Origin of the sequence: Streptomyces sp. NPDC002181, from assembly GCF_042890485.1 — a bacterium.
GTDB lineage: Bacteria > Actinomycetota > Actinomycetes > Streptomycetales > Streptomycetaceae > Streptomyces.
Genome location: NZ_JBIASC010000014.1, coordinates 74788 through 101062 on the forward strand (window position 1 = coordinate 74788; position 26275 = coordinate 101062).

The window sequence follows — 26275 nt, forward strand, 5'->3', positions numbered from 1 at the left end:
CCACCCCTCGACCTTGCAGCGCTCCGTGCACTGCGTCTTGGTCTTAAAGCATCGAGGGGGCGCGAGTGTGACATCCCGGCAGAGGATTCGTGTTCCGGCTTGCGCTCGCAACGGGGGCTGTCGTTCGGATCGGGCCCGGCTCGATCCGAACGACAGGCCTTAACTCCCGTCCGGCCGGAGCTCGATGCGGTCCGGGGCCAGGTCGACCGCCACGCGGTGTTCCATGCCCAGGGCCGCCAGGAACTTCTGGGGGAGCTGGACGCGCCCGGAGCGGTCCAGGACCACGTACTCGCGTTCGCTGACCGATTCCTCGCCGTGCTCGTCGGTGACCAGGCTGCGCAGGACTTCGCTGCTGGTGCGGCCGTCGCGGATCGCCACAGTGCGGCGGACCTCGCCCGCCACCATGGGGTCGTGCGTCACGATCACCACCGTCACGCCGAGCTCCTTGTTCACCGTGCGGAAGGTCTCGAAGACCGCCGCGGCCGTCTCCGAGTCCAGTTCGCCCGTGGGCTCGTCGGCCAGCAGCACCTTGGGATCGTTCGCCATCGCCACGGCGATCGCGACGCGCTGCTGCTGCCCGCCGGACAGTTGCGCCGGGTGCCGGTGGGCCAGGTCGCCGATCCCGAGGGCGTCCAGGATCTCCGCGACCCGGGCCGCGTGGCGTGCGCCCGCGCCCCGACGGGAGCCGCCGCCCTTCAACTGCATCGGCAGCCCCACGTTCTGGGCGGCCGTCAGGAACGGCAGCAGGTTGCGGGCCGTCTGCTGGAAGACGAAACCGACCGCTTCACGCCGGTAACGCAGCCGGTCCCGCGCCGACAGCTCCAGCAGGTCGTACCCCGCGACCGCCGCACTGCCCGCCGTCGGGACGTCCAGGCCCGCCAGGATGTTCAGGAGGGTGGACTTGCCGCTGCCCGAGGCGCCGACGAGGGCCACCAGGTCGCCCTGGGCGACGGTCAGCTCCAATCCCTGGAGGGCCTGTACCTCGATGCCGTCCGTGCTGAAGATCCGGACCAGACGGTCGCAGGCGATCGCGGCGTCCACCGCGGCGGTGCGGGGCTCCGCGGCGGCCGTCGCCCTGCGGCGCAGTTCCTCGTACGTCGGCTGCTCGGTGTTCAACGCTGGTCTCCCGCTCTCAACTCGGTGGTGATCTGCCGTCGCCCGGACGTCGCCGCCTCGACGAGCACGGCCGCGGCGACCAGGGCGGCGAGGCCCAGGGCCGGTGCGAGTACGGGCCCCGCGGTGAGCCGTATACCGGTCGGCACGCTCGCGCCGACCAGCGTGGACAGGTCCATCGCCGGGCCCAGCAACGCCACCGCGGCCGCCGCCACCAGAGCCCCGCCCAGTGCCGCGGCCAGCGTTTGCGGCAGGGCCTCGGCAAGGATCAGTGCCACGCCCTGCCGGCGGCGCAGCCCCATGGTGCGCAGCCGGGCCAGCAGCGCCGCACGTTCGGGGACGTTCCGCAGCAGTGTGAGCAGTACGGCCAGCAGCGCGAAGCCGGCCGCCGCCGCAACGGAGGCCCAGAAGAGGCGTTGCGCCGACCGCTGGAGCGGATCGGCGGCGAGTTCGGCGACGGCTTCCGCACTGGTGCGCACCGGATACGCCTCGTCGACCGGGAGCGCCTGGGCGGTCGGATACCGGCCCGCGCCGGGCGCCACGGCGGGAGCCGCCGCACCCGCCGCCGGGCGCGTGGCCCGGACCAGCGCGCGCAGCCCGTCCGCGGCCGGGGAGCCGAGGCCGAACCACCGGTTCGGGCGGTCGGCGCCGTGGATCGCGGCCGTCGCGGGGCCGGCCGGCAGGACGACGGTCACCCCGCCCGGACCCGGCTGGGCGGGGGTGCAGTCGATCACGCCGGTGACCCGCGTCCGCAGCTCCCCGCCGCTGCCCGCCCGCAGCACGTACGTGCCCGGCGTCGCCTGCCGCGCCAGGCCGGCGCTGAACAGCGCGGGCACCGGGGCATCGGCGGACCCCGCGCCGCCCGCGGCCAGCAGGGCGGGGTCGAAGGCGCCGCAGCCGAGGGTCCGGGAGAGCTCCGCGTAGGCGGCGGGCTCGGCGACGATGAGCGTGACCTGGGTGGTGCCCTGGGCGGTGCCGAGGACGAAGGAGTCGTGGTCGATCCACAGCGGCACGGAGGTCCGTACGCCCGGCAGCTCGCCCGCGGCCTTCGCGAGCCCGTCCGGGAGCGGGGAGTTCCCGGGCGCGGAGATCGCCGCGTCGCCCCCGACCGTCAGCCGGACCACCCCCAGCCGGGCCGAGTCCACCGACTGCAGGACGGCGGCCCCGAACCCGGCCGTGGTGATGGCGAGGAGCAGGGCGACCAGCGGCAGGACGGAGGGGCCGCTCCGGCCCCGGGCCCGCGCCCCGCTCGCCCCCGATCCGCGGGCGGCCCGCGCCAGCCCGAGGAAGCCGACGAGCCCGGAACCGCGGCCGGCCGCCCGGGCGAGCCAACCGGTCACCACGGGCTGCAGCCGGGCCAGCAGCAGCCCCCCGCACAGCGCGAGCAGCAGCGGAGCCGCGACCAGCAGGGGGTCCACGTCGCTGCCGGCGGGGGAGACCCCGCGGCGCCGGACCTCCAGCACGGCGGCGCCCGTGGCGGTGAGCACGAGCAGCTCGCCGACGGGCCTGCGCCACCGCGCGGCCGGGCGCGGCGGGGCCAGCAGGACGGCCGCCCGTACCGGGAACGCCAGCAGCGCCAGCAGGGCGACGGCCGCGGCGGAGAGCAGAGCGGGCCCGAGCCGGGGCGTGGGCAGCAGCAGTACGGCCAGTGCGGCGGCGGCCGCAGCCGCCGGGAGCACCGTGACGGCGCCCTCCCCGAGGAGACGCCCGACGATGCCGGCCCGCGAGCCGCCCCGCGCCAGCAGCAGCCGTAGCTCGGCGTCCCGGCGGTCCGAGGCGAGCGCACCGGCCAGGCACAGCACGACGAAGGCGACCCCGCCGACCCCGGCGGGTCCGATCGCGGCGAGCGGAGCCGCGGCCTGTCTGCGCACGCGGGCCTGCTCGAACAGCTCGGAAAGCTTCGAAGTGGTCCGCAGCAGATCGCGGTTGCTCTCACGGGCGAGTGTGGCGGCCGTGGGCCCGGCGACGTACGAGGCGACCTCCCCGGCCGTGGCATCGAGCCGGTCGGCCCGCAGCCGGCCGATGTCCACCGGGAGCCGCCAGAAGTCCACGGCGGTGCGGCCCCAGCTGTCCAACCGGTCGAGGTCCCCGGCTCCGACGAAGGCGTCGACGTCCCAGGAGAGGTTCTCCCCGGTGTAGTGCTCACAGGCGTGGGCGAGGCACCCCAGGTCGGCCCAGAAGTCCTCGGTCTCGTCGGGGACCGTGTACAGACCGACGACCTCGACGGAGGGAGTGTCGTGGAACTGGGGCACGCTCGTCAGGACCGACCCGAGGCGGGCGCCGAGGGTCTCGGCAGCGCGCTTCGAGAGCGCGATCTGCAGGGGCCGCGCGGATCCGGCGGGGTCCTGCGTGCCCTGCGAGGGTGCGCCCCCGGATGCATCGGCGGGTGTGCCGCCCGGCCAGCGCCCCTCCACCAGCCGCACGTGCGCCTCCGCCTGCCGGACGTACAGCAGGGCCATGTTCGGCGGGAAGCCGGACGGGCGGGACAGTTCCGGATTCACCAGCGGCTGCCGCTTGACGGTCCGGCTGCCGTGGACCACCGCGTCCGCGTCGACGGGCAGGCTGCCGCCGGTACGCGCGAGCAGGTCCTTCAGCGTTCCGTCCAGGACGCGGGTGCTCTGCCCGGCTTCCGGGGGCGGCGCGGTCGCCAGGAGGCTGGTGTCGCTCTGCCCGCTGCGGTGGAGGAAGGACCTCAGGGCCTGGTCGGCGCCCCGGTCCTGGGCCCGTGGCAGAGCGGCGGCCAGCAGGACGGCGACGAACGCGAGCGCGGCGCCGAGCACGGTGGCCAGCGGCGCCGCCCGCAGCCGGGTCCTGACCCACGGCGCGGGCCGCGGCCCGGACCGGGGGGCGGAGCCGGACCGGGGGGCGGCGGCGGACGGCGGGGGAACGGTCGGCGGCGGGGTGGTCACATCTCCTCCACGGGGCGCAGCCGGGCGGCGATGTCGCGGCCCCGGGGGCCGCTGAACGCGGCCGACAACAGGGGAACGGCCGCGATGGCGGCGGCCGTCAGCAGGGTCTGCCAGAACGGCATGTCCACCCGTACGGGCGGGAACGGCAGTTGTGCGGCGGGCGTCAGCACCAGCAGGGGCGCCATCAGATGGACGAGGGCGACACCCAGCCCGGTCCCGACTGCGGTCCCGAGGGCGATCAGCACCCCGCCTTCGGCGGCGGATGCCCCGGCGAGCGACCGGCGCGGTGTGCCGAGCGCGAGCAGGACGGAGAACTCCCGTCCCCGCACCCGCCGTTCGGCGGCGGTGGACGTCGCGAAGCCGATGGCCGCCAGAACCGCGCAGGCGACGGCGAGGGCGGCCAGCGCGCTCTGCGGCCCGGCGCTCAGCGGGTCGTCCAGCAGGCCCGCGGTGATCTCCTCGCGGAGCTGGACGCGTTCGGTCCTGGCCCCCTCGCGCAGCGCGGCCGCCGCGCGCGCCGGGACGGGGTCGGCAGCCGAGGCGGCGGGCAGCCACCACTCGGTGGGCGGGGCCGGCTGCTGACCGGTGGACTCCAGCAGGAACCGGCCGAGGGTGTGCAGGTCGACGGCGAGCGCGGTCCGTCCGGCCACGGGGAGGGCGTCCACGGCGGCGGTGATCCGCACCGGGACGGTCGCGCCGTCCAGCGTGATCTGGACCGTATCTCCCACCGAGGCGCCGAGGGACCGCAGGTAGTGCGTGGTGGCGACGGCCGGGACGGGGGCGGCAAGCGGCGCGGCGGGCGCCGGGAACAGCAGGGCGTGCACCCCCTTCTCGGTGCCGAACCCACCGTGGTAGCGCAGCCGCAGCAGATCCGTGGAACCCGCCGGGACCGGGGAGACGACGGCGGCCTGCGCGGAGCGGGGCTCCTGCGGGGGCGCCGACCGCCAGCCCCCGGTGCCGCCCGGGCCGGGCGCGGAGGGTGCGGCGGGCACGGCGACCGGTACGGCGGCGCCGTCCGCGGTGCCGGAGACTGCGATCCGGCGCAGGGCCAGTTCGCTGCCGTCGCCCGCGGGGCCGCCGTCCCCGGCGTACGCGAGGCGTATCCCCGCCAGCGTCAGCGGCGCGGCCGCAGAACCGACCGGGGCGTCGGTCAGGGTGTCGAGCGCGAACGGGAGGGTGGCGTCGCCGCTGGTGGGCAGCCTGACGGGCGGCGTCCCGTGGGTCGCCCCGAACCGGTCGCGCAGCAGCAGGCTCACGGTGGCCCAGCTCGTACCGGCGGTCCGCACGGTCACGTCGAGGTCGATCCGGCGGGGCGAGCCGGGCAGGGCGATACCCGGGCCGCCCGCGGGGCTTCCGGCCGGTTCCGTTGCACTGATGGCTCCCGCGGCATCGGCCGGCCCCGTGGCACCGGTGGCTCCCGTGGCAGCGGCGAGCGGGGTGAACAGCTCCCGCATCCCGCGGCCGCCACGCAGATCGGCCCGCAGCGGGACCCGTTCGCCCACCTTGGCGGCGTCCAGTGCCACGACGTCGCCGACGCCCCCGCCCGGCAGCTGCTGCTCCGCGCGGACCACCGGGATCAGCCGGTCCCCGCCCGGCAGCGCCCCGTAGCGCCCGCCCTGCCCCATCGGGGACATGCTGCTCCCGGAGATCCGCAGGCCGCCCGCGGTCGCGAAGTCGGCCTGGTCGCGCTGGGACGCGGCCCAGGCGGTGTGCTGGCCGAGGGCCAGGGTCCCGCTGGAGACGGCGAGGACCAGCAGCAGCACGGGCCCGGCGGCGCGGCCCGGCCTGCGGGCGAGCTGCCAGCCGACGAGGGCCGGGCCGAGGCTCCGGCCGCGCGCCGCCAGCCGCCCCCCGGCCCTCGCCGCGAACGGCAGCAGCCGCAGGACCAGCAGGGTGCCCGCGACCAGGGCGAGGGACGGCGCGGCGACCAGCACGGGGTCCACGCCCAGGCCGCCGGCCGTGGAACCGCCGGGCGCGGGGGCGTCCGAACCCCGGTAGTACGACAGCTGCTGGTAGCCGAGGACCGCGAGGGCCACCACGGCCAGGTCCAGGCCGGAGCGGGCGGCGCCCCTCACCACGGCCTGCCTGCCGCCGGCGCGGCGCAGCACGGCGGCCGAGGCACCGCGCAGGACGGAGGGCAGGGTCGTCAGCAGGACACAGGCCAGGGCGCAGCCGGCCGCGACCGGCCAGACCAGCCAGGTGTCCGGGATCTCCAGGTGGACCCGCCCGAGCGGTCCGACCCGGCCGAACAGGTGCAGCAGGGGCGGTGTGAGCAGCGGTGCGAGGAGGGCCGCGGGCAGCGCGAGCAGCAGCGACTCGGCCGCGCCCAGCGCGCCGAGGCGCCGGCGGGAGGCGCCGCGCGCGGTGAGCAGGACGCGCTCCGGTTCTTGACGGACCGCCATGATGTGGGAGACGAGGAGCAGTGCGGCGGCCGAGAGGACGGCGAGCTGGAGCGCACCCGCCAGCAGCGCGGACCGGGCCACGAGCAGCCCGGAATCCAACTCGGCCAGCAGTTGCGGGAGTTCGGTGGAGGCCCGGAGCGAGGTGGTGCGCTGGAGGGAGACCCCCGCAGGTTTCGCCGCGGTCGAGACGGCGTCGGCCTCGGAGGTGCGGATCGTGCTCAGGTCCGGGGTCAGGAGCGTGGCGCGGTACTCCTGGAGGAGGCCGCCCGTCGAGAAGGCGCTGTCGTCCACCATGAGCGGGCCGTAGGTTGTGAAGGCGCCGGCCTGGATCTCCCGGCCGCCGAGCGGGTCGAGCCGCCAGTACCCGGCGTCCGGATCGGCGGCCCGGTACACGCCGGTGACCAGCACGGTCAGCGGAGGGCCGCCGAACCGGTCGTCCAGCCGGACCGGCGCGGGCAGCGCGGACTCGGCCAGACCGAGCCGTGCCAGCGCCGCCCGGGGCACGGCCGCTTGCGGCGGAGTGCCGCCCCCGATGGCGGCGGTGACCGGCCGCGGCCACTCGCCCGCGAGCAGCCGTACGTGCTCCCGGCCGAGCGCGGCGAGCAGGGTCAGGTCGGCGTCGCGGCCCGAAGCGGCGGCGCCGGGGAGCCCGTACGAACGGCTGAGGGCCACGCTCTCGGAGGCCACCGGAAACCGCCCGAACACCTCGTCCGCGAAGCTCCGTACGGACTCGTCGTCCTTGGCGCGGGAGGAAGCGGGACGGCCGCTGGTGACCACGACGGTGGTCCGGGACCGTTCCGGGCCGGCCAGGGCCCGCCGGAGCCCTTCCTCTCCCACGCCACGGGTGAATGCGGTCAGCGCGGTCAGGGCGGTCGCGGTGATCAGTACGGTGAGCAGTGCGGCGACGGCGAGCGGCCATCGCCCGCGCAGCCGGCGCACGACGAAGCCGAGCACGTGTTCAGTTCCTCCCCCGTCCGGACTTTCGGTACCGGATAGCGGACGATCTTGTCAGAGTCGGGCGGCAAGAGGAAGAGACTTGCGTGAATAGCGTGACAGGTGCGCAAATGTGAGCGGAAATCCGCAGTGGCAGAACGCGCGGGAGGCGGGGCCGGGCGCGCCGCGCACACGGCTCAACGGGGGAGTGCAGATCATGACGGCGCATCAGGAGACCGCGACGACGGTCACCGCACCACGGAAGGACGAGGACACGCCCATCGTGGTCGTGGACGACGTACGCCACAGCTTCGGCAGCGGACCGCAGGCCGTCCACGCCCTGCGCGGCGTGTCCTTCGACATCCGCCGCGGCGAACTCATCGCCCTCAGGGGCCGGTCGGGCTCCGGCAAGACCACCCTGCTGAACCTCGTCGGCGGCCTCGACACCCCGACCGGCGGCCGGATCACCCTCGACGGCACCGACCTGGCGGCCCTCGACGAGCCGGGCCTGCTCGCCCTGCGCCGCGACCGCATCGGCTTCGTATTCCAGTCCTTCGGCCTGATCCCCGTCCTCACCGCCGTCGAGAACGTCGGCGTACCGATGCGACTGCGCCGCATCCCCGCCAAGGAGCGCGAGGAACGCGCCCGCACCCTGCTCGCCCTGGTAGGCCTCGCCGATCACGCCGAGCAACGCCCCGGCGAACTCTCCGGCGGCCAGCAGCAGCGCGTCGCGGTGGCCCGCGCCCTGGCGAACGACCCCGACCTGATCATCGCGGACGAACCCACGGGCCAGCTCGACCTGGAGACCGGCCGGTCGATCATGGAACTACTGCGCGCGGTGGTCCGCAGCAAGGCCGTCACCATCCTCGTCGCCACCCACGACCCCAACCTGATCGAACTCGCCGACCGCGTAGTGGAACTGCGCGACGGCCGCATCGTCACTCCCGACGCGGACGCCGAGCGAACGCCCGGGGAGGCGTAGGACCTCCAGGCGGAGGTGTCCGTACCCGAACTCGGCCCGCATCCCCGGCCGTCCGTCGGCGGTGACCCGGTGTCGGCCCGGTGGTGCCCGCCCACGCCGACGCCGTCCGTCCGTGAGGTCTACGGCTCGGCAGTGTTCAGCTGTCGAAGTCCTAGCGCAGGTATGCGCGGATACGGGCCGGCACGGGGCCGGTGAGGGCGCTCAGGCCGGTCACGGGGTTCCCGCCGTGGCTGGACTCGACTCCCGCCTGGTGCCGATCGTGCCCCAACGGACCTACCCGGCACCACACCGCCAACCAGGCACGGGCTCGTCAGGGGGGAACCGGCATGTGCGCCCGTCAGGGGGTCAGGTCGGCCCCGGCGAGGTCGCGTACCGTCGCCATGTCGCTGAACGGGAGGAGTTCCTCGCCCACGATCTGATGCGGTTCGCTGCCCTTTCCTGCGATCAGGACGATGTCGTCGGGCCGCGCGGCGGCGAGCGCGAACCCGATGGCCCTGCGCCGGTCGGCGGAGCGTTCGTAGGGGGTGCCGGTGGCCGCGATGCCGGGGGCGATCTGATCCAGGATCGCCTCGGGGTCCTCGGTACGGGGGTTGTCCGAGGTCAGGACGCACAGGTCGGAGTGGATCCCGGCGATCCTGCCCATCTCGGCCCGCTTGGTGGTGTCCCGGTCGCCTCCGCAGCCGAAGACCGTGATCACCCGGGCGCGGGCGAAGCCCCGGATGGCCGTGAGGACTTTGTCGAGGGAGTCGGGCGAGTGCGCGTAGTCCACGATCACCGACGTGCCGGCGGGGGTGATGAAGCGCTCGAACCGGCCCGGTACGGGCGGCATCTGTGCGAGCGCGGCGACCAGTCCGTCCAGCTCATGCCCCAGAACCCGGCAGGCCGCCACGGCCGCCAGCGCGTTGGACACGGAGAACCGGCCCGGGACGGGGACGGCCGCGGGGTACGTCCGGCCCGCGTGGTGCAGGGTGAACCGAGTGCCGGAGGCGTCGGCGACCAGGTCCGCGGCGTGGAAGTCGGCCTCCGCGTCGAGTCCGTACGTCGTCACCGCGCCCGGCATCATCGCCCGGATCCGTGCTCCCACAGCGTCGTCCACGTTGACCACCGCGTGCCGGCAAAGTCCCTGGAACAGCCGGAGTTTGGCGTTCGTGTAGCGGTCCATCGTGCCGTGGTCGTCCAGGTGGTCCTGGGTCAGGTTCGTGAAGACGCCGACGTCGACGAAAGTGCGGTCCATCCGGTAGGTCTGCAGTGCCATCGAGGTGGCTTCCAGCACCACGCTGCTCGTGGCACGGTCACGCATACGGCCCAGCAGGTACTGCAGGTCGGGCGATTCCGGAGTGGTCAGCACCGAGGGCGGCATCGGGATCACCTCGTCGCCGATCCTGCTGCCCGCCGTTCCGATGACGCCCACCGAGGCGCCCTCGGCGATCCTCAGCAGCGATTCGACCATGTACGAGATGGAGGTCTTCCCGTTGGTCCCGGTGATCGCCACCACGTCCATGTGCCGCCCGGGCTCGCCGAAGTAGCGGGAGGAAGCGACGGCGGCGGCCTTGCGGGTATCGGCCACCCGTACGACGCACACCGCGGGCGGCAGTTCCCGCTGCGGGGGCACGGTGGCGGCTCCCGCCGCGTCGACGAGCACGGCCACCGCCCCGCGCGCGAGCGCCGCACCGATGGCGGCGGGGCCGCCTCCGCGGTGACCGGGTACGGCGATGAAGAGCGATCCCGGCACGACCCGGTCGACGTCGAAGGTGGTGCCCGCGGTGATCCGCGTCGATGCGGAGTCCCCTTGGATGACGTGGTGCTCGTGGCCGGTCAGCAACCCGCTCAACTTCACGGTGGTCCCTTCGGGAACGGCGGCAGCGCCGACGGACCGCCGGTACTGCCGTGATGGGGTGAGGGGCGCCGGGGCGCCCCGGGCGACGGGACCGGGAGGGGTCGGGGCGCGGTGGTCCGGCGGGGATGCCGGAGGCGGGGCCGTCCCGGGAAGGGATACGGGAGGGGCCCGGATGGGTGGGACGGCAGGGGAGGGCGGCGGGAGGCGCTAGCCGTGGCCGTGCGGGGCGCAGCGGCGGAGCGTGGGGGCCTGGCCGCCGACGGCGGCTCGGGAGCCGGCGCCCCTGCGGTCCGTACGGGCCGCACGCGCGGCGGGAGCGGCCTGCGGCAGGCGCTCCTCCGTGACGCGTGTGCGGTTCATGGCCCGAGTGTACGGGCGCCCGCACGCCCCGGACGCCACGCCGGGGCGGTCCGGACCTCGTTCCGCGCCGCTGGACTCCCGTACGTCCGGCCGGGCCGTCTCCTTCGGGTCACTCTCACGGGGGGCGCGGCAGGTCGCCCGCCGTCGCCGGACTCGGACCCGTGGCCCCATGGGGCCTCTCAGATCTCGTCGGAGTGGGCGCCTGCGCCGACAGGGGTCCGGCTGGTGGCGAGCCAGGAGCGGGCGGGGCCGGCGGGTGTTGCCGTGTCCACGGTGAGGTGGAGGCGGGTATCGCCGTCGAGGCCGGGATAGCTGCGCTGTTCCGTGCCCGCGAAACAGTGGCGGAGCGCCTCCGCCACCGCTCGGGCGGCTTCGGGCGTGTGCGCGATGATCCGTACCTCGGCGTGCCCGGGTGACGGCAGTGTCTGGGTCTGGCTCTCGGTGTACTTCACGTGGGCGTGGGTCCCTTCGGGTTCAGACGTGGGCGCCGGTCCGGCGGGTCGGGGCGCCGTGACGCCCCGACCGCTGCCCCCGGTCGGAGGAAGGTCATCCCTCACCGGTCGGCTTCCGTGTGGTGGGCTCGACGACCGGTGTCGTCCGGCAGGCCGGGAGGCCTCGGCCGGGGGTCGCTGAAGCGGTACGTTTCGATCCGCGCGTCGTGCTGGGCGTTCAGCAGGTGGATCCAGCGCATTCCGATGCCGATCATGAGCACGATCACCGCGACGAGGACGATGGTCTCCACGGAGCTCACCTCCAGCCGTTCGCCGACAGCGGCAGGGCGCTCCGTCCCATCGGCTCGCCGAAGGGGGACATACAGGCCCCGCCCTCGCCCTCCCACGCGGCTTCACGGCGCGCGGCATCGCGGATGCCGCGCCCGATGGCGGCTTCGTTGGCCATGAGCACGCCCGCGGTGAGGACGCTGCCCGGGATCGCCGCGGCGGCCATCAGCCGCGCCGCGGCTGCGGGTGCGGTCTCCGGCGGGATGACGAGCAGGTCCCAGCGGCCGACGGTGTAGGAGAGCAGGATCAGCTTGTCGGGGTCCTGTTCGGTGAACCAGCCCACGTGCAGCACGCGCCCGGCCACGGGCACCGTGCGCGGTACGACGGGCCAGCGGGTGGGATTCACGGTGACGCGGGTGATGCGCCCCCAGGGTTCCGCCAAGGCGGCGGCGAGCGGTGGGAGCTCGGCTTCGAGGTCGCGGGAGTGGGGCCACCAGGCCCCGTCCAGCCGGCCTGCGAGCGTGCTCTTCGGGGTGAGGGACAAGCGAGCCGGGACTTCTGCGGCGAGGTCGCGGGGCGCGGTCCGGTCTACGGCCATTGTCATGATGGGGACCTGCCCCCGGACTGCCCGTCGGCAGCCCGGTTCTTAGGCGATCGCCGGAAATGACACCCGCATGAGAGCCGGTGTGCGAAGTACTCCCGGTGCTTTCACTGTACGCCTGTTCGACGGGCCGTGGTCGATCTGACCAGGCATTTTCCGGCGGGTGGTGGAGCGGGCGGCGGGAGTACCGTCAAGGGACGACAGGCCCGCGCACGTCGCCCGACCGGCACCCGTGCCGACCTGCGACGCGGTACGGCCGCACCCGTGGACGGGCGAACCCACACGGCTGACCCCGAATCCCCAGCGGCCGAGTGGGCGAACGGCGTGCTGGTCAGAGCCCCTCGTCGTGCAGGTCCTCTTCGCGCAGCAGGTCGTCCTCGCGGCGGCGCGAGGTCTCGCTCTGGCCGGGCTTCTGTCCCTTCTCGCGGGACGACTTGCCCGGCTGGGGCTGGGCGGGGTCTCCGGGGCGACGGTGTTCCTGTGCCTCACGGCCCTTGCCGGGCTGCTGACGCTTGTCCTGCTTTCCGCCCATGGGGCGACTCCTCTTGACGCGTGGGGTTCGGATTCCTCTCGGACAAAACTGACACGCACAGCGGCGGTCTGCATCATGGCGGCTGGGAAGCGATGAACACGGGCAGCGCCTCAGACGCTTGCTCGTTCGCGGAGTTCCCGGTCGCCGTGGCGGAGGCGTTGTGGGTCGACATGCCGCGTATGGCGCAATGAGGCGTTCCGGTGGCCCGGCAGGTCATTTTGTGCGGAGGCGGTGACCGGCGCGCGGGTGGAGAGAAGGTGGCACACCGGGTCATGGACGAGGGGAGCGTGGACCGGTCCGAGGGTTTCGGCGAGCAGTTGCTCGGCCTGTTGCTGGATCGGGCGCCGTACCTGCCGCCGCAACTGATCGCTCCGTTGATCGCGGAGGAGGTGGGCAGGGTCGGGGGCCGTGACGTCTCCATCCTGCTCCAGGACTACGCGCAGGAGCTGCTGGTGCCGCTGCCGGGCAGGAAACTGCACGTCAGTCAGCCTGAGCCGGTGATCAATTCCCCCGCCGGCCGCGCTTTCCTGTGCGGGGAGGCCGTCGAGGTGCCCCTGGCCCGCGGCGGCGTGCGGATGTACCTGCCGCTGCTGGACGGAAGCGACACCGTGGGAGTGATGGTCCTCACCCTGGACGACGTCGGCGACGACGACCGGCGCCTGCTGCGCCGCCTCGCCGGCCTGGTCGCCGATCTGCTGGTCACCAAGAGCGCCTACACCGACCAGTTCTTCCTGGCCCGGCGCAGGGAGCCGATGAGCGTGTCCGCGGAGATCCAGTGGGGCCTGCTGCCGCCGCTGACGATGACCGTGCCGCAGGTCGCGGTGGCCGGCATCCTGGAGCCCGCCTACCGCGTCGCCGGAGACAGCTTCGACTACGCCCTCAACGACAACATCCTGCACATGGCCGTGATCGACGCGATGGGCCACGGCCTCGACGCCGCCGTGATGGCCACCGTGGCCATCGGCGCCTACCGGCACGCCCGGCGCGTGTTCGTCAGCCTGGCCGAGAAGTACACGTACATGGACGACGCCATCTCCCGGCAGTTCGGCCCCGACCACTTCGTCACCGCCCAGCTGATGCACCTGAACATCACCACCGGTGAGCTGGAGCTCGTCAACGCGGGCCACCCCGCGCCGCTGCTGATCCGCGGCGGCAAGGTCGTACGGCAGCTGGAGAGCGCGACGACGCTGCCCGTCGGCTTCGGCGGCGAGGAACCCCGCATCGGAGAGCACACGCTCCAACAAGGCGACCGCGTGCTCTGCTACACCGACGGCATCATCGAAGAGCACGTCAGCGGCGGGGAGCAGTTCGGCGAGGAACGCCTCATCCGCTGTGTCAACCGCCTGGGTGAAGAGCCGTCACAGAGGATGCGGGCAGACCTGCGCCGGCTCTCCCACGCGCTCAAGAACGAACGGGGCGGACACACCAGCGACGATGCCACCCTCTTCATGATCGAATGGCGCGGGGGCGCCGCCGACCACCTCGCGGTTCTTGGCTGAAGGACAACCCTCAGCCGTCGCGCCGGCCCTGGAGCGTCCGATGCGGCGCTGGCCCTCGGGGTGGCGGCCGGTGGAGGCCGAGCGGACAGCGTCATGGCCGACGTTCTGCGTCGGTGTTCAAGGCCGGCAGTCTGAGTACGGCGCGCACCCGCAAGGTGAGTACCCGGACGGCTGTGCAGGTCCCGCTGCAGCGGTTGGATGGGGGCATGAAAGCAACCGCTCCCTCCACGACACACCCGGTGCCGGTGCCGGTGCCGGTGCCCGGAGGCAAGGACCGCTCCCGGTTCTGGTCGGGCCTGTCCGCCGCCTTGTTCGTGCCCGCAGTCCTGGCGTCCGTCGTCCTCCTCCTGTCCTCCGTGCGAGTGTCAGGCTGCGTGACGTACGGGATCGATTGCGCCAGGGGGCTTCCCGGGTGGCTGTTCCTCTGGAGCACCGGAGTCGCCTTCGTGGCGTTCATCGTCGCCTTGGCCGCTCCCGTCCCGAGGGCCCGGCAGGCGGCGCTCGCCGCGCAGCTCCTCGCAGAAGGCACGGCGCTGCTGGTGATCCTCAGCCACTACGCCTGACCGGCAGCGCCCCGGTCGCGGGGACTTCGGGCAGCCGGCTTCGTACGTGGGAATCCGCACGGCGGCCGGAATGCGCGGTTTCCGGCTAGCCCCTTCTTCACGCTCTCACCCGCGGCTTTGGCCTCGATCAGGGCCTCGGCCCTCTCCTGGAAACGGTCCTGGCAGTCAAGCCGACGGGTGTTGCCGGTTCTGGAGGTGGTCGCCTTCGACCCGGTTGGCCTGGTCGGGGTAGTTGCAGGTGAGCAGGGTGAGGTCCCAGTGCAGGCCGGCGGGGCAGTCGAAGAGGTAGGCGATGCCGTTGGAGCATTCCCAGAACCTCGTGAAGTCGGCGTCCCCGTAGTACTGGTTGGGGCCCGGGCATTCCTTCGTGACGGGCTGCGGTCCGTCGGCGGCCATCGCCTGCGGCGTGGTCGCTCCGGCCAGGATCAGGCCGGCCACGGCGGCGGCGAGGCTGAGCTTCTTCATCGGGTTCCTCCCCATTGATCGGATGACGCGTTGATCAACGGCGGTCAACGGGAAAGGGCACGCAGCCGCCAGACCACCTCCGGCCGAGCACATCGAGGGCGCCCGCCACCGTGTCGAGCGGCCCGGCCGCCGGCGGCGCCGAGGCGATCCCTTCGACGAGCGGACCGGTTCCCGGGCCCTGTCGAAGAGCACCTCGCGCTTGTCCGGGAACGATCGGCAGGTCATCCTGCCCGTCTTCTGCAACGACGTCATCGAGCGCTCCCTGTGGTGCGTCATGCCGGGGCAGGGCCCTTCTCCGTGCCGGCCTTGGGCCTGCCGGTCGGAGCCGGACTGAGCCTGAGCATCACGACGTAGGCGATCACCACCGCGACGATGACCAGCGGCATGACGGTGAGACCCTGCGATCCGAGCAGCAGGGTGGCCAGCAGCACCGACGTCAACGGGAGCCTGAGCATGGTGACCGACATGGCTCCGATACCCATGGCGAATGCCGGGGTGAGCTGTAGCCCGGGAAGGTGGGACAGGGCGATCCCGCCCGCCGCCCCGAGGAACATCGCCGGGAAGATCGGGCCGCCTCGGAAGGCGCTCAGTGAGACGGAGTAGGCGAGCCCCTTGCAGGCGACGAGCAGCGTCAACGTGCCGACGCCGTAGGCGGCGCTGTCCGCGAGCAGCGGGCCCAGGGCGCTCTGTCCCGAGTACATCACCTCGGTCGCGGCCCTCCCGGTGCCCTGGGCGTAGGCGATGGCGAGCCCGGCGATCACGACGCCCATCAGTACGGTGGCGGGAAGCAGGTGTCGTTCGACGCGGGGCTGCAGCCATAGGGCGAGCCGTCGGATGGCCGTGCCGACGAGGGCCGCCGCGAGTCCGATGACGAGTGCCCAGCCGAACTCGGCGACGGTGGGCGGGTTGGCGTGCGGTACGTCCTGAACTGCCAGGGAGTACGTGCCGAGACCGGTCCAGTTGTCCATGCCGATGAAGACGAGCGAGCCGATGCCGGCGGCGAGGAGCCCTGGCACCAGCACGATCCCGAGCATCGGCCCGCCGATCCCCGACACCTCCATCAGCAGGAAGGCCCCGGTGATGGGGGATCCGAGCAGGGTGCTGACAGCTGCGAAACTCCCCGCGGCGCCGACCACGGCCCCGGCTTGTGGGGGCAAGCCCGGCTTGATCAGGCGCGCCAGCCAGAGGGCTACGCCGCTGCCGAGCATGATGAGCGGAGCCTCGGGCCCGAGGACCGCGCCGAGGCTCAGCGTGGCCAAGGCCGCGATGAGGATGCCGGGGAGCTCCGACGGTTTCGGCGCACCCGACATCGACAGCCCCTCGGCCGGCTTGTGGCCGCCGATCCCGGGCAGGTGGCGGATGGTCAATCCGACCAGCAGGCCTGCCACGGCCAGCAGCGGCAGCGGCCACCAAGGCGGGGTCCCCCGGAAACCCAGCGCCTCGGGCAGGTCGGTGTAGGCCCAGGGCTGGAGCTCATTGACGAGTGCGAGGAAGCCGTACGCGCCTGCGGAGATCGGCACTCCGAGCACCGCCGCCATGGCCAGGAGCCCGATGTAGCCGCGGGTCCTGACCTGGGCGAAGGGGTCCGGCGGTGACGCTCCCGGTGCTCCGACGGGACTGTCGGCCGACATGCGAATCAACTCCTCGGCATCGATGTCCGTCGAGAACGTGGCGATTCACCGGCGCATCCCCGAGGTGATACCACGGGGCATCGCTGTGCACTCGGCGGGCTCACCGCTGTCGATGGGAGGCGGCGTGACGGTCATTCAGGCGGCCCAGTCCTCGCCGGGCGGTTCACCCGATCGATCGTGCGTCGTAGGTGTGGTCCGCCCGGTCGTGGGAAGCAGGGTGATTGCCGTCGCGTTGCGTCACGGTGGAAGGCTGTGCGGCGGGGAGCAGGCCGGTCAGGGAGTTCGTTCATCAGGGGGTGCGAGGGGGGCGGGGTGTCGCCGCGTCCTGTTCCGTGAGGTGGCTGTCCATGGTGGTGTTCAGGTCGGCCATGAAGGCTTCGAACTGCTCCAGGAACCGGGGCGGGTAGTGCGACATCGCGGCGTCGAGCCGGTGGGCGAGCGGGCCGAAGAACTCGTCCGCCCGTTCCTGGACGTGCCCGCCACTGCGCAGCGTGACGATGCGTCGGTCGGAGTGTTCGCGGGCGCGGGTGATGTGGCCCGCCGCTTCGAGACGGTTCAGGAGCGCGGTGGTGGCGCCCGTGGACAGGGAGATCCGCTCGCTCAGCCGTGCCGGTGACAGGGGAGTGCCGCGCTCCTCGGCGGCGGCGATCTCCAGGACCGCGGTCGCATCCGTGGAGTGCAGGCCCAGCCAGGCGGCGAAGCGCCGGCTGAGCTCGGTGTAGTGGCCGCCGTAGATCCGCAGCGACTCCATGAGCCGCTCACGCTGCTCCGCGACACCGTCACGCACTGCTTCCTCCATGCCTGCGCCCTTCTCTCCTGTCACGCGGTCCGCGCGGCCGTCCCGCCCGCTTTGACAACCTACCGCCATCGCTTTACCTTCATGATGGAATTACTTCACCATGGAGGTATCTGGCGTGCGTGACCCGTCCCCCACTCCCTGCGAGACGGCCGAGCCCTACCGGGGGCGGTGGCTGATCCTGGCAGTGATGATCGTCGCGGAGATCATGGATCTCCTGGACGCCTCGATCGTCAACGTCGCCGGGCCGGACCTGGAGGAGTCCCTCGGTGCCGGTTCCGCCGGACTGCAGTGGGTGATCGGCGGCTACGCCCTCACCCTGGGCGCCGGTCTGGTGCTCGGCGGCCGGCTCGGCGATCGCCACGGCCGGCGCCGGATGTTCCTGGTAGGGCTCGCGGCCTTCACCGCGGCCTCAATGCTGTGCGCGGTCGCCCCGAACATCGAGTCGCTGATCGCCTTCCGCCTGCTGCAGGGCACCGCCGGAGCGATGCTGCTGCCCCAGGGCCTGGGTCTGCTGCGGGAGAACTTCTCCGGCCCCGAACTCACCAAGGTCTTCTCGATCTTCGGACCCGTCCTCGGTCTGGGCGGCATCATCGGCCCGGTCTTGGGCGGCTTCCTCATCGAGGGAGACTTCTTCGGCCTGGGCTGGCGGTCGGTATTCCTGGTCAACCTGCCCATCGGCATCGCGGCACTGATCGTCGCCGCGAAGTTCGTGCCCAGGAAGGCGGGCGACCGCACGGTACGGGTCGACATGACCGGCGCCGCCCTGGTCGTGATCTCCTGCGCGCTGCTGGTGCTGCCGCTCAACCAGGGGCAGGAGAGCGGCTGGCCGCTGTGGACGTGGCTGTCCATGGCCGCCTCGGCGATCGGTTTCACCCTGTTCGCCCTTCAGCAGCGCCGCACGGCCGCCGCGGGCCGTGAGCCGCTGGTGACCCCGGGCCTGCTGCGCAAGCCCGCCTTCACCGTCGGGCTCGGCGGCATCGCCCTGTTCTTCGGCGGGCTCATCGGCACCCAGCTCGTGCTGACCCTCTTCCTCCAGATCGGCCGGCACTTCACCGCCGGCGAGGCGGGACTGGGCAATCTGCCCCTCGCGGTGGGAACCGCGATCGGCGGCGCGGTCAGCGGCGCGTTCCTCGCGGACAGGATCGGCCGCAAGGTGCTGCAGATCGGACCGCTGGTTCAGCTGGTCGGCGCGGCCGTGTTGTGGTTCGAGCTCGACGGCCTCGATGCCGCCTCGTTCTCGATCTGGGACATCGTTCCCGGCGTGGCGGTGTCGGGCATCGGCGCCGGCATGGTGATCGCCGCCCTGTTCAGCTTCATCCTGGCCGCGGTCGACGACGAGGAGATCGGATCGGCCTCCGGTGTCCTGTCGGCGGTCCAGGCCGTCGGCGGTTCCGTCGGCGTCGCGGTCTTCGGCTCGGTCTTCTTCGCCCGGGCCGAGACCGGTGACTTCACCGGCGGCTTCCACCGCGCGCTGACCGTCCAGGCGTGCCTGCTGGTGGCCTTCCTCGCGATCACCTTCCTGCTGCCGAAGAAGGGCCGCCCCGACGACGAGCAGCACGGCATCGCCGCCGAGCCCGCCACCGGCTCCGACGCGAAGCGGCACCTCACCGTGTGAAACACGGCTGGGGAGAGCGTGCACCGAAGCGGTCATCGTCCCAGCGAGCGGGCTCCCGTCACAGCCGGGGCGAAGTCGCCCGTCGGGGCGGTGGGTTGCAGGTACACGCCCATGCTCGGTATCCCGGTCGCCTCGGTGACGTGCCAGCCGAGCGGGGCGGTGGTGGTCGACAGCAGAAGCAGGTCAGTGTCCTTGTGCACGGCATCGGCGAACCCGACCCCTCGCCCAGGTCAGCGATGAACGCGCCGGCGGCCCGCAGCAGTGCGCTTTTGTCTTGGACGTCGCCATGGGCCCGGGGGTTTGCGGGCAGCGGCCGGAACTCCAGCCCCGCTGCTTGGGCAAGGGGTACGAACGACTCCGTGGCGGCGAGCGCGACCTCGTGTCCGGCATCGCGCAAAGCGGCACCCAGGCCGGTGTAGGGCGCGAGGTCACCGTGTGATCCGGCCGTGCCGATCAGGATTTTCATGGACGTTCCTCATGCGTGGTCATTGATGTGGATGTGGCGGGACGCGTTGGCGTGCACCGCTTGGGTCAGGTAGGCGGCCAGGCCGGGACGTTGTTGCGACGGCGGCACGACGAGGGCGAAGGCGCGCGGGTCGGCCGCGAAGTCGTCGGCGATCCGACGGTGCATCTCGGGCGGGCAGGGCGTGAACCAGCGGGTCACGTGCAGCCGGTGCTCTTCGGCGAGGTCCATGGCCCGTTGGCCGTCGGCGGGTTCGCCGTCCTCGTAGCCCGCGAGCAGCTCCGCTCGCCGGGTGGCGGCCTCGGTCATGAGCCGGCGCCAGTCCTCCTTGGTGTGGGCGGAGGCCCGAGTCATCGCCTCCCGGTGCCCTTTCGAGTCCTGCCACTTCAGTTGGGCCTCGGTGGCGTAGGTGAGGTCGAAGGCGACCTCACCGAAGACCTCGAAGCGTTCCTCGGGCGTCATCGGCACCCCGGTCTGCTGGACCTCGATCGCCCGCTCGGCGACCTCGGCCAGGCGCTGCAGCCTGGCAATCTCCTCCGCCAGTTGACGCTGCCGGGTCCGCAGATGCTCCAGCGCGCCGGCTCGCGGGTCAGCGAGGATCTCGGCTATGCAGTGTGCGCACGGTCACCCCGGCGAAGGCCGAGACCTGACCCACGGTGTAGCCCATGGACCTGCCCTTTCGTTCGGCAACAGCCTCAAGCCTGACGTAGGGAGAGGGTCAACCCGGGATCGGCGGAGCCATCCTCACGCCGGAGACCCGTCGCCGAGCGTGGTCACTGCCCGGAACCGATGGACGGCTTCGACGAGGTGCGCGTCACGGATGAAGGGGTAGTCCGTTCCGAGCAGGATGCGGTGCCGGCCCACATGCCGTCCGGCCAGTCGGAGCGCCTCCGTGTTTCCGTGCGTGTGGCTGTCGAAGCACAGGGTGGATGTGGCGACACCCTCCACGGTGTCGGGGCCGAGGAGGAAGCAGGCGCCGCCGGCTCTGCTGATGATCGGCCGGATGCGGGGGAACCGGTCCGACATGTCCGCTGCCAGCCAGTCGAGTACGACGGTGGTCTGTTCCGCGATCGCTCCCACGGACCACGTCACCGTGTCCGGGTCGCACAGCGAGGGGCCGGCACCGGTTCCGGCCGGGTGGTAGAGCACCGCTGCCCGGGAGTGGTCCAGTGCCGCGTACAGGGGGTCGTAGTGGGATCCCAGGGTGGATGTGCCGTGCAGAGCCGGGGGGAGGACGATGCCTCGCGCTCCGAGCCGGTTCATCAGGTGGTCCAGCTCGCGCAGCGAGGCAGTCACCAGGGGGAGGGGCAGGACGCCCAGGAAGGCGAAGCGGCCGGGGGCCGTGCGGACGGCTTCGGCCATCGCTTCGTTGGCCAGTCGCGCAGCCTCGGCATTTTTGCTGGGCGGAGCGAGCCGGGGGTACAGGGCGGCGGCATCGAGGACTTGGCAGTCGATGCCGCTGTCGTCCATCTGCTGAAGGCGTCGGCGCAGCATCGCGGGGCTGTCGTCACCGGGCGGAACGCCCCGCTGGTGGCGGCAGTCCTGGCCGTGTCCGTCGAGGAAGTCGACGTATGCGCGCGGCCACAGGTGGGCGTGCCAGTCCGTGACGGTCATGCCGCAGGCCGCCGTCCGCCCAGTTTGCGCAGGCGCAGCCCGGCGTACTGCTGCGCACGTTCCGCGCCTGTGGTGCCGCTGTCTTCCTTGCTCGCCTCCATACGCAGGCTCGCGTTCGTGTCTCCGCCGAAGCGACGGCATACGTGGACATGTGCCGCGTAGAGCTGCTCCAGTGCCTCCTCGACCTTCCGGTAGGCCGTTCCCTCGGCGACTTCGGGCAGGAGCCGTGTGCCGAGGCTGTCGAGGGACTGCACCAGGTAGTAGTGGTCACGGGTCTGCAGGCCGCTGAATCCCGAGCCCACCTGCGGCGGGGTCATGGTGGGCCGGATCGAGCGGACGTAGAGTTCGGGGGCGAAGTCCGCGGCGTGGCGCATGGCGAGCGCGGCGCTCGTGCAGAACATCACGGTGTGGTCGAGATACGCGGCCTGCTCGGCGGCGGTGCTGGCGTGGACGGCGCATCCGCAGGTCACGGTGATCGCCTGCAGGTGTGCGAAGAAGAGGCGGTGTCCGGACTTCCAACGCAGCTGCGCGGTGTGCTCGTCGGCCGGGGGAGCCGTGCAGTCCTCCGGTGGGTGTACGAGTCGGCCGCTTCCGGGGCGCTCATGCCGATGGCCCAGCAGGGCCGAGCCGCTGCCCACCAGCGTGGTGCGTTCGGCAGGGCTGAGTGACGAGGCGGTGCGCGCGAGGTCGAGGGCGGTGTCGATCTCGGCGACGAGAAGCGCACGGAGGAAGAGGTCGGCGGGGCCGTGAGCGCGGGCCACGCCGAAGAAGGTGTCGTGCTCGCTGAAGGCGTCCTCGAGGGAGGGGGTTTCCTGAGGACCGGCCGGCTCGTAGTGGTCCGGCGCCAGTATCCGCCGCAAACGTACGGAGCCGGCAGCTGACGGCGAGGATCCGAGTCCTGCTATCAGTGCGTTGACCGCGGACATGGCCGCCCGCAGTTCCCCACCCGTGGTGGGGAGGTCGCGCGTGTGGAGGAGGGGAAGCGGTTTCGTGGTCACGGCAGGGGTCCTGTGCGTCAGGGATTACCACGTCAGTGGATAGTCCGGGTCCAGCATGGTCAGTGCCTCGCGTCCGGGTTCGAGGCGCTCGTGTCCGTCGAGCAGCAGGGTCCACTCGGAGGTCTCGCGGTGGGCGCGTGTCGCTTCGGCCAGTCCGGGGGGCGGTCCGTGGGGGATGCCCGGCGGGAACACGGTCACCGACCCCTGGCGCACGCCGCTCTCCGTACGGGAGCTGAAGTCGCCGTCGGCGAACAGCAGGAGTTCGTCGCCCCCGAGGTTGACGTGCTGGTAGGGCACTTTGACGGCTTGCGGGTGGTACTCCAGCAGGCGCGGGGTGAAGAAGATCAGATCGGCGCCGGGCATGGCGAAGATCTGATGGACCGGCGGCGGCGCGTGCAGCCGGGCGCTCACCGGCTCGCAGTCCGCGATGTTGAGCACGTACGGATACAGCGTCCCGGTCCAGCCGACCACGTCGAAGGGATGGTGCCGGTAGGTGATCGCCGTCCCGCGGTGACCGTGACGGGTCAGGACGGTCGTACCGCGCGCGTCGACGGTCTGCGGCGCGTCGGGGTACCTCAGGTCGCGCTCGCAGTAGGGGCTCCCTTCCAGGAGCAGCCCGTGCGGGGACAGGTACCGGGCCGGAGCGCTGATCCGGCCGGCCGACTCGAACAGGGTCAGGCGCAGGGGAGGAGCCGTGTCGCCCGCCGCCGGCGGAGTGCGCCGGCCCGGGTCCGCGGGAGGGACGGCTGTGCCCCCTTCTTCCGTGGAAGGGTGCCATGCGTGCACCACCCCGGCCGGGATGACGACGAAGTCTCCCGGGCCGACCTCGATGCTGCCCATCGCGGTGTGCACCAGGGCCTTCCCCGCTTCGACGTAGGCGCACTCGTCGGCGCCCGCGTTGCGGTACAGGGGCGAAGCATCGGTGGCCACGGCGCGCCAGACACGCAGAGTTTCACCGCCCACCAGCATGACGCGGTGACGCACCGCGTCGGCCGTCACGCCAGGGCGGGGCGCCGGCCCGCGAGGGAAGTGCAGGGCGGCGTGCATCCCCGAGGAGTCGGATCGTGTGGACGGGGGCTCCCACGGAGCGCGCCCTGCGACACCTGCCGGGTTGTGCAGGTGGTACAGCAGCGACGATTCACCGTCGAATCCGTCATCGCCCAGCAATTCCTCCACCAGTGGCGATCCCTCCGGACCTTCCCAGTAGATGTGCCGTTTCGGGGGGTAGCACCCCACATTCCTGTAGTGCGGCATCGGAATTCTCCCGTCATGGATACGCACCAGCCTCACTGCTCCGGCGCTTATGCCGCTTCGTACGATCGGTCCTGGAACGGATGAATGAGGATCGTCCGCATCGTGCTCCGCTGCCCGCGAACACACGCACGTAGCATGAAGAATCGCGACGGATGAAATGGATGAACCAACGAGAGGCGCGGAGGTGTCTGTGAGCGTCGAACGAGTCAACCACGTGGTCCTCTGGGTACGTGACGTGAATCGGTCCGCCGATTTCTACAGTTTCGTGCTCGGCCTGTCGGTGATCGAGCAGCACGGTGACGAAAAGGCATTTCTGCGTTCTCCCGTCAGCCCCAATCATCACGATCTCGGACTCTTTCGTGCCGAGGTCGCCGGAGAGGTGACACCGGGAAGCCCGGGCATGTATCACACCGCCTGGCAGTGCGATTCACTTTCGACGCTGGTGGATATCCGAGAGCGTCTGACAGCGGTGGACGCTTTCCTGGGAGGAACGGACCACGGCGCCACCAAATCCCTGTACGCAAAGGATCCCGACGGTCTGGAATTCGAGGTCATGTGGCTCACCCCCCGGGAGACCTGGGTGGAGGGACGCCAGCCGTTCGGCCCGCTGGACCTGGAGGCAGAACTGCGCCGCGTCGAGGGCGACAGCGCCGAGAACTAGGCCGTTACGGGTGCCGGTGGACGGCGGCCCCCTCGTGCACGGGATGAACGTGCAGGTCATCGACCCGCCCGGACGGACCCGCCTACGGACCGGGAACCGGAGGCAGCACGCCGATCGGTGGTCGAGCACGCGCTCGACCGGACCGCGGGACCGGGGCCGAGTCGCTGATGCAGGCCAATTCGGTCCGTGGGCGACGCCGCGCCGACCTCCGCCGGACCACGGCGGTGCCATCGCGTGGAAGTACCGAACCTGTTTGCCCTGGCGCGACCTGCCGGAAGCCGGAGACGACGCTGGCGGGCCCGTGCGTCACCCGTGATCCCGCCACCCGCGCTCACGTTCCGTCAGTGTCCTGGCTCCGGACGATCGGCCGGCCCGCACGGCGACGCGATCAGGAGCGTGTCGTCCAGGCGGATGTCGTTGGGTCGAAGCCGGCGCGGCGTTGGGATGGGGGAGGGGCCGCGTACCGACAGCGGTGTGGCGGGCATGCCTCAGGGTGCGGCTGAAAGATGATCATTCGTTTGAGGGGTTTTGCCCGGTATCTCTATTCCGGGACGTGCAGTACCCGATAGCTGTGGCGTCATGACCTTCCTGAAGACAAGTCTCCGCACAGCAGCCGCCGTCACAGCCGCGCTGGCTCTCGGTACTCTCTCGGCGCCGGCCTCCGCCAGTGGGGGCGCCGCTGCGGCCCCGTCCGCCAAGACCATCGCGAACACGGGCGGAACGGCCTTCCTCGCGGGGTGCGGCTGGAACGAGGGCAGGGGCGGCGAACGGGCCTACTACGAGCACTGCGCCACGAACACCAACGTGTGGATCCAGGTCAAGCGGTTCCCTCGGTCCAACTACCACCGCTGTGTGGGACCCGGCCGGACCAACCTGGACGTCGACGCCACCGGCGCCTGGTACGACAGCAACTACCAGGGCGGACTGTGCTCCCACCCGGGAGACACCGGTCCCTGACGGCTTCGACCCCCTGCGGCGGCGCGGGATCCGGGCGGTGATCCCGCAGCCCGCCGACCAGACCGCGCATCGCAAGCGGCGCGGCGGCCGCGGCGGCCGCCCGCCGGCCTTCGACCGCGAGGCCCACAAACAGCGGAACACCGTCGAGCGGTGCATCAACAAGCTCGGCTGCTCCCAGGCGAACTCCGCGTGACGAAGGAGCCGCTTCGTGTAGATCCCCATGTTCGTCGGGGGCCGGCACATCGAATTCGAGCGGTGGAACCGGCGCCGCGGAGTGCTCAAGGACCTGGAGTCCCTGCCGTGGAACGAGCCCGCCTGTGTGCAGGTCATGCTGCACGACGAGGACGATGACCCGTTCGGTCTGTGGATGTTCCGGGACGGAGCCCTCGCGGAGGTGGGGATCCCCGGCACCCAGCGGGTGCACTGCGCTTCCTCGCCGTGGGACGGGGACCCCGGCTTCCTGGTCCGGACCGGTCTGGGCAGGGGAGAGGACCGGCACTCGCCACAGCACGTGCGGGACCCGCGGTTGTGCTGGTGACCCGGCGCGGACAGGGGCAGGACCGGCTGGACAAGTCCTAGGCGGGGGCGCAGGTGCGGTCGCCGATGTCGCCGAGCTGGAGCGGGGCTGTGGACGTGGTGCCGTCGTGGCTCAGGAGCAGCGTGATGCTGCCCTTCGTGTAGTCCGGGAACCACACCGCATACAGGGTCCGGGCACCGTCCGCGACGGTACCGACCCGGCGGACTTCCAGGGGTTTGCCGCCGCAGGTGGCGGAGGTCACCTGCTGGTGGTCGGCGGCGAAGAGACGAACCCATCCGTCGGTGAAGAGGGTTGCGAGCCGGTCCACCCCGCGCGAGTCTCCGATGGTCATGGGACCGGTGGCGCAGGCCCGCTCGGAGAATCCGGTTTCGCCGGCCGACGCCCAGCACAGGCGCCGGTCGGACGTCTCCCAGGCGTAGGCGGCGCCGTTTGGCCAGGCCTCCACCAGCATCAGGCCCTGGGAGCCGGGGGCGTCGCGGCCCACTGCCCCCGATGTCATCAGGGTCGTACGGGTCCGGTTGATCACCGCGGTCAGATCCGGAGGCGAGGGAGTCGGCGCGCCGCTTGAGGCGGCGGTCTGGGCACGCTACGAGCGCGGGCGGCGGGTCGGCGCTGCAACGTCTCGAACGACAGCCGGCCCGCTCGCTGACCTGTACGGAGATCGCCGAGGAGTCACGCGTCAGCGTCCGGTCGGTCCAGCGGTGGCGGCGAGCCTGGGCGAACGCTCCCGCCTGATCTACCGACCCAAACGGCACACCGGTCACAGAAGCGGAGGCCGCGAGAGCTTCGCCTGGACCGAGTACCGCGACCTGCTCATCGCCGCCCACCAG

General features: G+C 72.2%; 24 protein-coding genes and 3 pseudogenes. 9 read left to right on the plus strand and 18 right to left on the minus strand.

What is annotated here, in order from left to right; genetic code table 11:
* Positions 1 to 159 precede the first annotated feature (159 nt).
* From ACFYXV_RS28500 to ACFYXV_RS28510, 3 genes are read right to left on the minus strand one after another with little or no spacing between them, the layout of a single operon-like run.
* A complete protein-coding gene (locus tag ACFYXV_RS28500; protein ID WP_389384381.1) occupies positions 160 to 1116 on the minus strand; it encodes an ABC transporter ATP-binding protein in 957 nt (318 codons plus the stop codon).
* Positions 1113 to 4022 (minus strand): FtsX-like permease family protein, encoded by a 2910-nt coding sequence (locus tag ACFYXV_RS28505; RefSeq protein WP_389384382.1) that lies wholly within the window; start codon positions 4020 to 4022, stop codon positions 1113 to 1115. The genes ACFYXV_RS28500 and ACFYXV_RS28505 overlap by 4 nt, the downstream gene beginning before the upstream one ends.
* Positions 4019 to 7378, minus strand: coding sequence for an FtsX-like permease family protein (locus ACFYXV_RS28510; RefSeq protein ID WP_389384383.1), 3360 nt, complete (start codon positions 7376 to 7378; stop codon positions 4019 to 4021). The genes ACFYXV_RS28505 and ACFYXV_RS28510 overlap by 4 nt, the downstream gene beginning before the upstream one ends.
* Before the next feature lie 196 nt (positions 7379 to 7574).
* On the opposite strand from ACFYXV_RS28510, the gene ACFYXV_RS28515 reads away from it, so the two are divergent.
* Positions 7575 to 8339, plus strand: coding sequence for an ABC transporter ATP-binding protein (locus ACFYXV_RS28515; RefSeq protein WP_385461490.1), 765 nt, complete (start codon positions 7575 to 7577; stop codon positions 8337 to 8339).
* A 337-nt stretch (positions 8340 to 8676) separates the two neighbouring features.
* Here the strand turns inward: ACFYXV_RS28515 and ACFYXV_RS28520 are convergent, their stop codons facing one another.
* The 6 genes from ACFYXV_RS28520 to ACFYXV_RS28545 all read right to left on the minus strand — a co-directional run bounded on the left by ACFYXV_RS28520 (position 8677) and on the right by ACFYXV_RS28545 (position 12388).
* Complete coding sequence (locus tag ACFYXV_RS28520; RefSeq protein ID WP_389384384.1) at positions 8677 to 10176, minus strand: UDP-N-acetylmuramoyl-L-alanyl-D-glutamate--2,6-diaminopimelate ligase; 1500 nt, start codon at positions 10174 to 10176, stop codon at positions 8677 to 8679.
* A gap of 207 nt (positions 10177 to 10383) precedes the next feature.
* Positions 10384 to 10536: a hypothetical protein gene (locus ACFYXV_RS28525; RefSeq protein ID WP_383348556.1), complete on the minus strand. Its 153-nt coding sequence runs from the start codon at positions 10534 to 10536 to the stop codon at positions 10384 to 10386.
* A gap of 179 nt (positions 10537 to 10715) precedes the next feature.
* Positions 10716 to 10988: a hypothetical protein gene (locus ACFYXV_RS28530; RefSeq protein WP_389384385.1), complete on the minus strand. Its 273-nt coding sequence runs from the start codon at positions 10986 to 10988 to the stop codon at positions 10716 to 10718.
* A 101-nt stretch (positions 10989 to 11089) separates the two neighbouring features.
* A complete protein-coding gene (locus ACFYXV_RS28535) occupies positions 11090 to 11278 on the minus strand; it encodes a hypothetical protein (protein WP_383348550.1) in 189 nt (62 codons plus the stop codon).
* A 5-nt stretch (positions 11279 to 11283) separates the two neighbouring features.
* On the minus strand, positions 11284 to 11859 hold the full coding sequence (locus ACFYXV_RS28540) for a DUF5994 family protein (RefSeq protein ID WP_389384386.1): 576 nt from the start codon (positions 11857 to 11859) through the stop codon (positions 11284 to 11286).
* A gap of 328 nt (positions 11860 to 12187) precedes the next feature.
* Entirely contained in the window at positions 12188 to 12388 is a 201-nt protein-coding gene (locus tag ACFYXV_RS28545) for a hypothetical protein (protein WP_383348544.1), read from the minus strand.
* Between the two features lie 272 nt (positions 12389 to 12660).
* On the opposite strand from ACFYXV_RS28545, the gene ACFYXV_RS28550 reads away from it, so the two are divergent.
* The gene (locus tag ACFYXV_RS28550) at positions 12661 to 13887 is read left to right on the plus strand and encodes a PP2C family protein-serine/threonine phosphatase (protein ID WP_389384387.1); all 1227 of its coding nucleotides are present in this window, start codon (positions 12661 to 12663) and stop codon (positions 13885 to 13887) included.
* Positions 13888 to 14093: 206 nt separating this feature from the next.
* The gene (locus tag ACFYXV_RS28555; RefSeq protein ID WP_389384388.1) at positions 14094 to 14450 is read left to right on the plus strand and encodes a hypothetical protein; all 357 of its coding nucleotides are present in this window, start codon (positions 14094 to 14096) and stop codon (positions 14448 to 14450) included.
* A gap of 165 nt (positions 14451 to 14615) precedes the next feature.
* On the opposite strand, the gene ACFYXV_RS28560 is transcribed toward ACFYXV_RS28555, so the two are convergent.
* From ACFYXV_RS28560 to ACFYXV_RS28570, 3 genes are all read right to left on the minus strand, one after another.
* Entirely contained in the window at positions 14616 to 14915 is a 300-nt protein-coding gene (locus ACFYXV_RS28560; protein WP_389384389.1) for a carbohydrate-binding module family 14 protein, read from the minus strand.
* Positions 14916 to 15187: 272 nt separating this feature from the next.
* Entirely contained in the window at positions 15188 to 16546 is a 1359-nt protein-coding gene (locus tag ACFYXV_RS28565; RefSeq protein ID WP_389384390.1) for a chloride channel protein, read from the minus strand.
* A 289-nt stretch (positions 16547 to 16835) separates the two neighbouring features.
* Complete coding sequence (locus ACFYXV_RS28570) at positions 16836 to 17345, minus strand: MarR family winged helix-turn-helix transcriptional regulator (RefSeq protein ID WP_389384391.1); 510 nt, start codon at positions 17343 to 17345, stop codon at positions 16836 to 16838.
* Between the two features lie 115 nt (positions 17346 to 17460).
* Here ACFYXV_RS28570 and ACFYXV_RS28575 point away from each other — a divergent pair, with 115 nt between their 5' ends.
* A complete protein-coding gene (locus ACFYXV_RS28575; RefSeq protein WP_389384392.1) occupies positions 17461 to 18960 on the plus strand; it encodes an MFS transporter in 1500 nt (499 codons plus the stop codon).
* A 35-nt stretch (positions 18961 to 18995) separates the two neighbouring features.
* Here ACFYXV_RS28575 and ACFYXV_RS28580 read toward each other — a convergent pair.
* The 5 genes and pseudogenes from ACFYXV_RS28580 to ACFYXV_RS28600 form a co-directional block, all read right to left on the minus strand.
* Positions 18996 to 19426: pseudogene (locus tag ACFYXV_RS28580) on the minus strand (glycosyltransferase); the annotation flags it as partial.
* Between the two features lie 9 nt (positions 19427 to 19435).
* Positions 19436 to 20090 (minus strand): annotated as a pseudogene (locus ACFYXV_RS28585) (TipAS antibiotic-recognition domain-containing protein).
* A gap of 77 nt (positions 20091 to 20167) precedes the next feature.
* A complete protein-coding gene (locus ACFYXV_RS28590) occupies positions 20168 to 21037 on the minus strand; it encodes an amidohydrolase family protein (RefSeq protein WP_389384393.1) in 870 nt (289 codons plus the stop codon).
* On the minus strand, positions 21034 to 22035 hold the full coding sequence (locus tag ACFYXV_RS28595; protein WP_389384394.1) for a hypothetical protein: 1002 nt from the start codon (positions 22033 to 22035) through the stop codon (positions 21034 to 21036). The genes ACFYXV_RS28590 and ACFYXV_RS28595 overlap by 4 nt, the downstream gene beginning before the upstream one ends.
* A 24-nt stretch (positions 22036 to 22059) precedes the next feature.
* Complete coding sequence (locus ACFYXV_RS28600; protein ID WP_389384395.1) at positions 22060 to 23019, minus strand: cupin domain-containing protein; 960 nt, start codon at positions 23017 to 23019, stop codon at positions 22060 to 22062.
* A gap of 460 nt (positions 23020 to 23479) precedes the next feature.
* On the opposite strand from ACFYXV_RS28600, the gene ACFYXV_RS28605 reads away from it, so the two are divergent.
* The 4 genes and pseudogenes from ACFYXV_RS28605 to ACFYXV_RS28620 all read left to right on the plus strand — a co-directional run bounded on the left by ACFYXV_RS28605 (position 23480) and on the right by ACFYXV_RS28620 (position 25445).
* Positions 23480 to 23950 (plus strand): VOC family protein, encoded by a 471-nt coding sequence (locus ACFYXV_RS28605; protein ID WP_389384396.1) that lies wholly within the window; start codon positions 23480 to 23482, stop codon positions 23948 to 23950.
* Between the two features lie 579 nt (positions 23951 to 24529).
* Positions 24530 to 24907: a DUF6355 family natural product biosynthesis protein gene (locus ACFYXV_RS28610; RefSeq protein ID WP_385461535.1), complete on the plus strand. Its 378-nt coding sequence runs from the start codon at positions 24530 to 24532 to the stop codon at positions 24905 to 24907.
* 13 nt (positions 24908 to 24920) lie between these two features.
* Positions 24921 to 25073 (plus strand): annotated as a pseudogene (locus ACFYXV_RS28615) (IS5/IS1182 family transposase); the annotation flags it as partial.
* Between the two features lie 54 nt (positions 25074 to 25127).
* Positions 25128 to 25445, plus strand: a complete 318-nt coding sequence (locus tag ACFYXV_RS28620) for a hypothetical protein (protein WP_389384398.1) — start codon at positions 25128 to 25130, stop codon at positions 25443 to 25445.
* Between the two features lie 37 nt (positions 25446 to 25482).
* Here ACFYXV_RS28620 and ACFYXV_RS28625 read toward each other — a convergent pair whose 3' ends face one another.
* Positions 25483 to 25944 (minus strand): hypothetical protein, encoded by a 462-nt coding sequence (locus ACFYXV_RS28625; protein ID WP_389384399.1) that lies wholly within the window; start codon positions 25942 to 25944, stop codon positions 25483 to 25485.
* A gap of 65 nt (positions 25945 to 26009) precedes the next feature.
* Between ACFYXV_RS28625 and ACFYXV_RS28630 the strand changes: the two genes are divergently transcribed.
* Positions 26010 to 26180 (plus strand): helix-turn-helix domain-containing protein, encoded by a 171-nt coding sequence (locus ACFYXV_RS28630; protein WP_385461543.1) that lies wholly within the window; start codon positions 26010 to 26012, stop codon positions 26178 to 26180.
* Positions 26181 to 26275 lie beyond the last annotated feature (95 nt).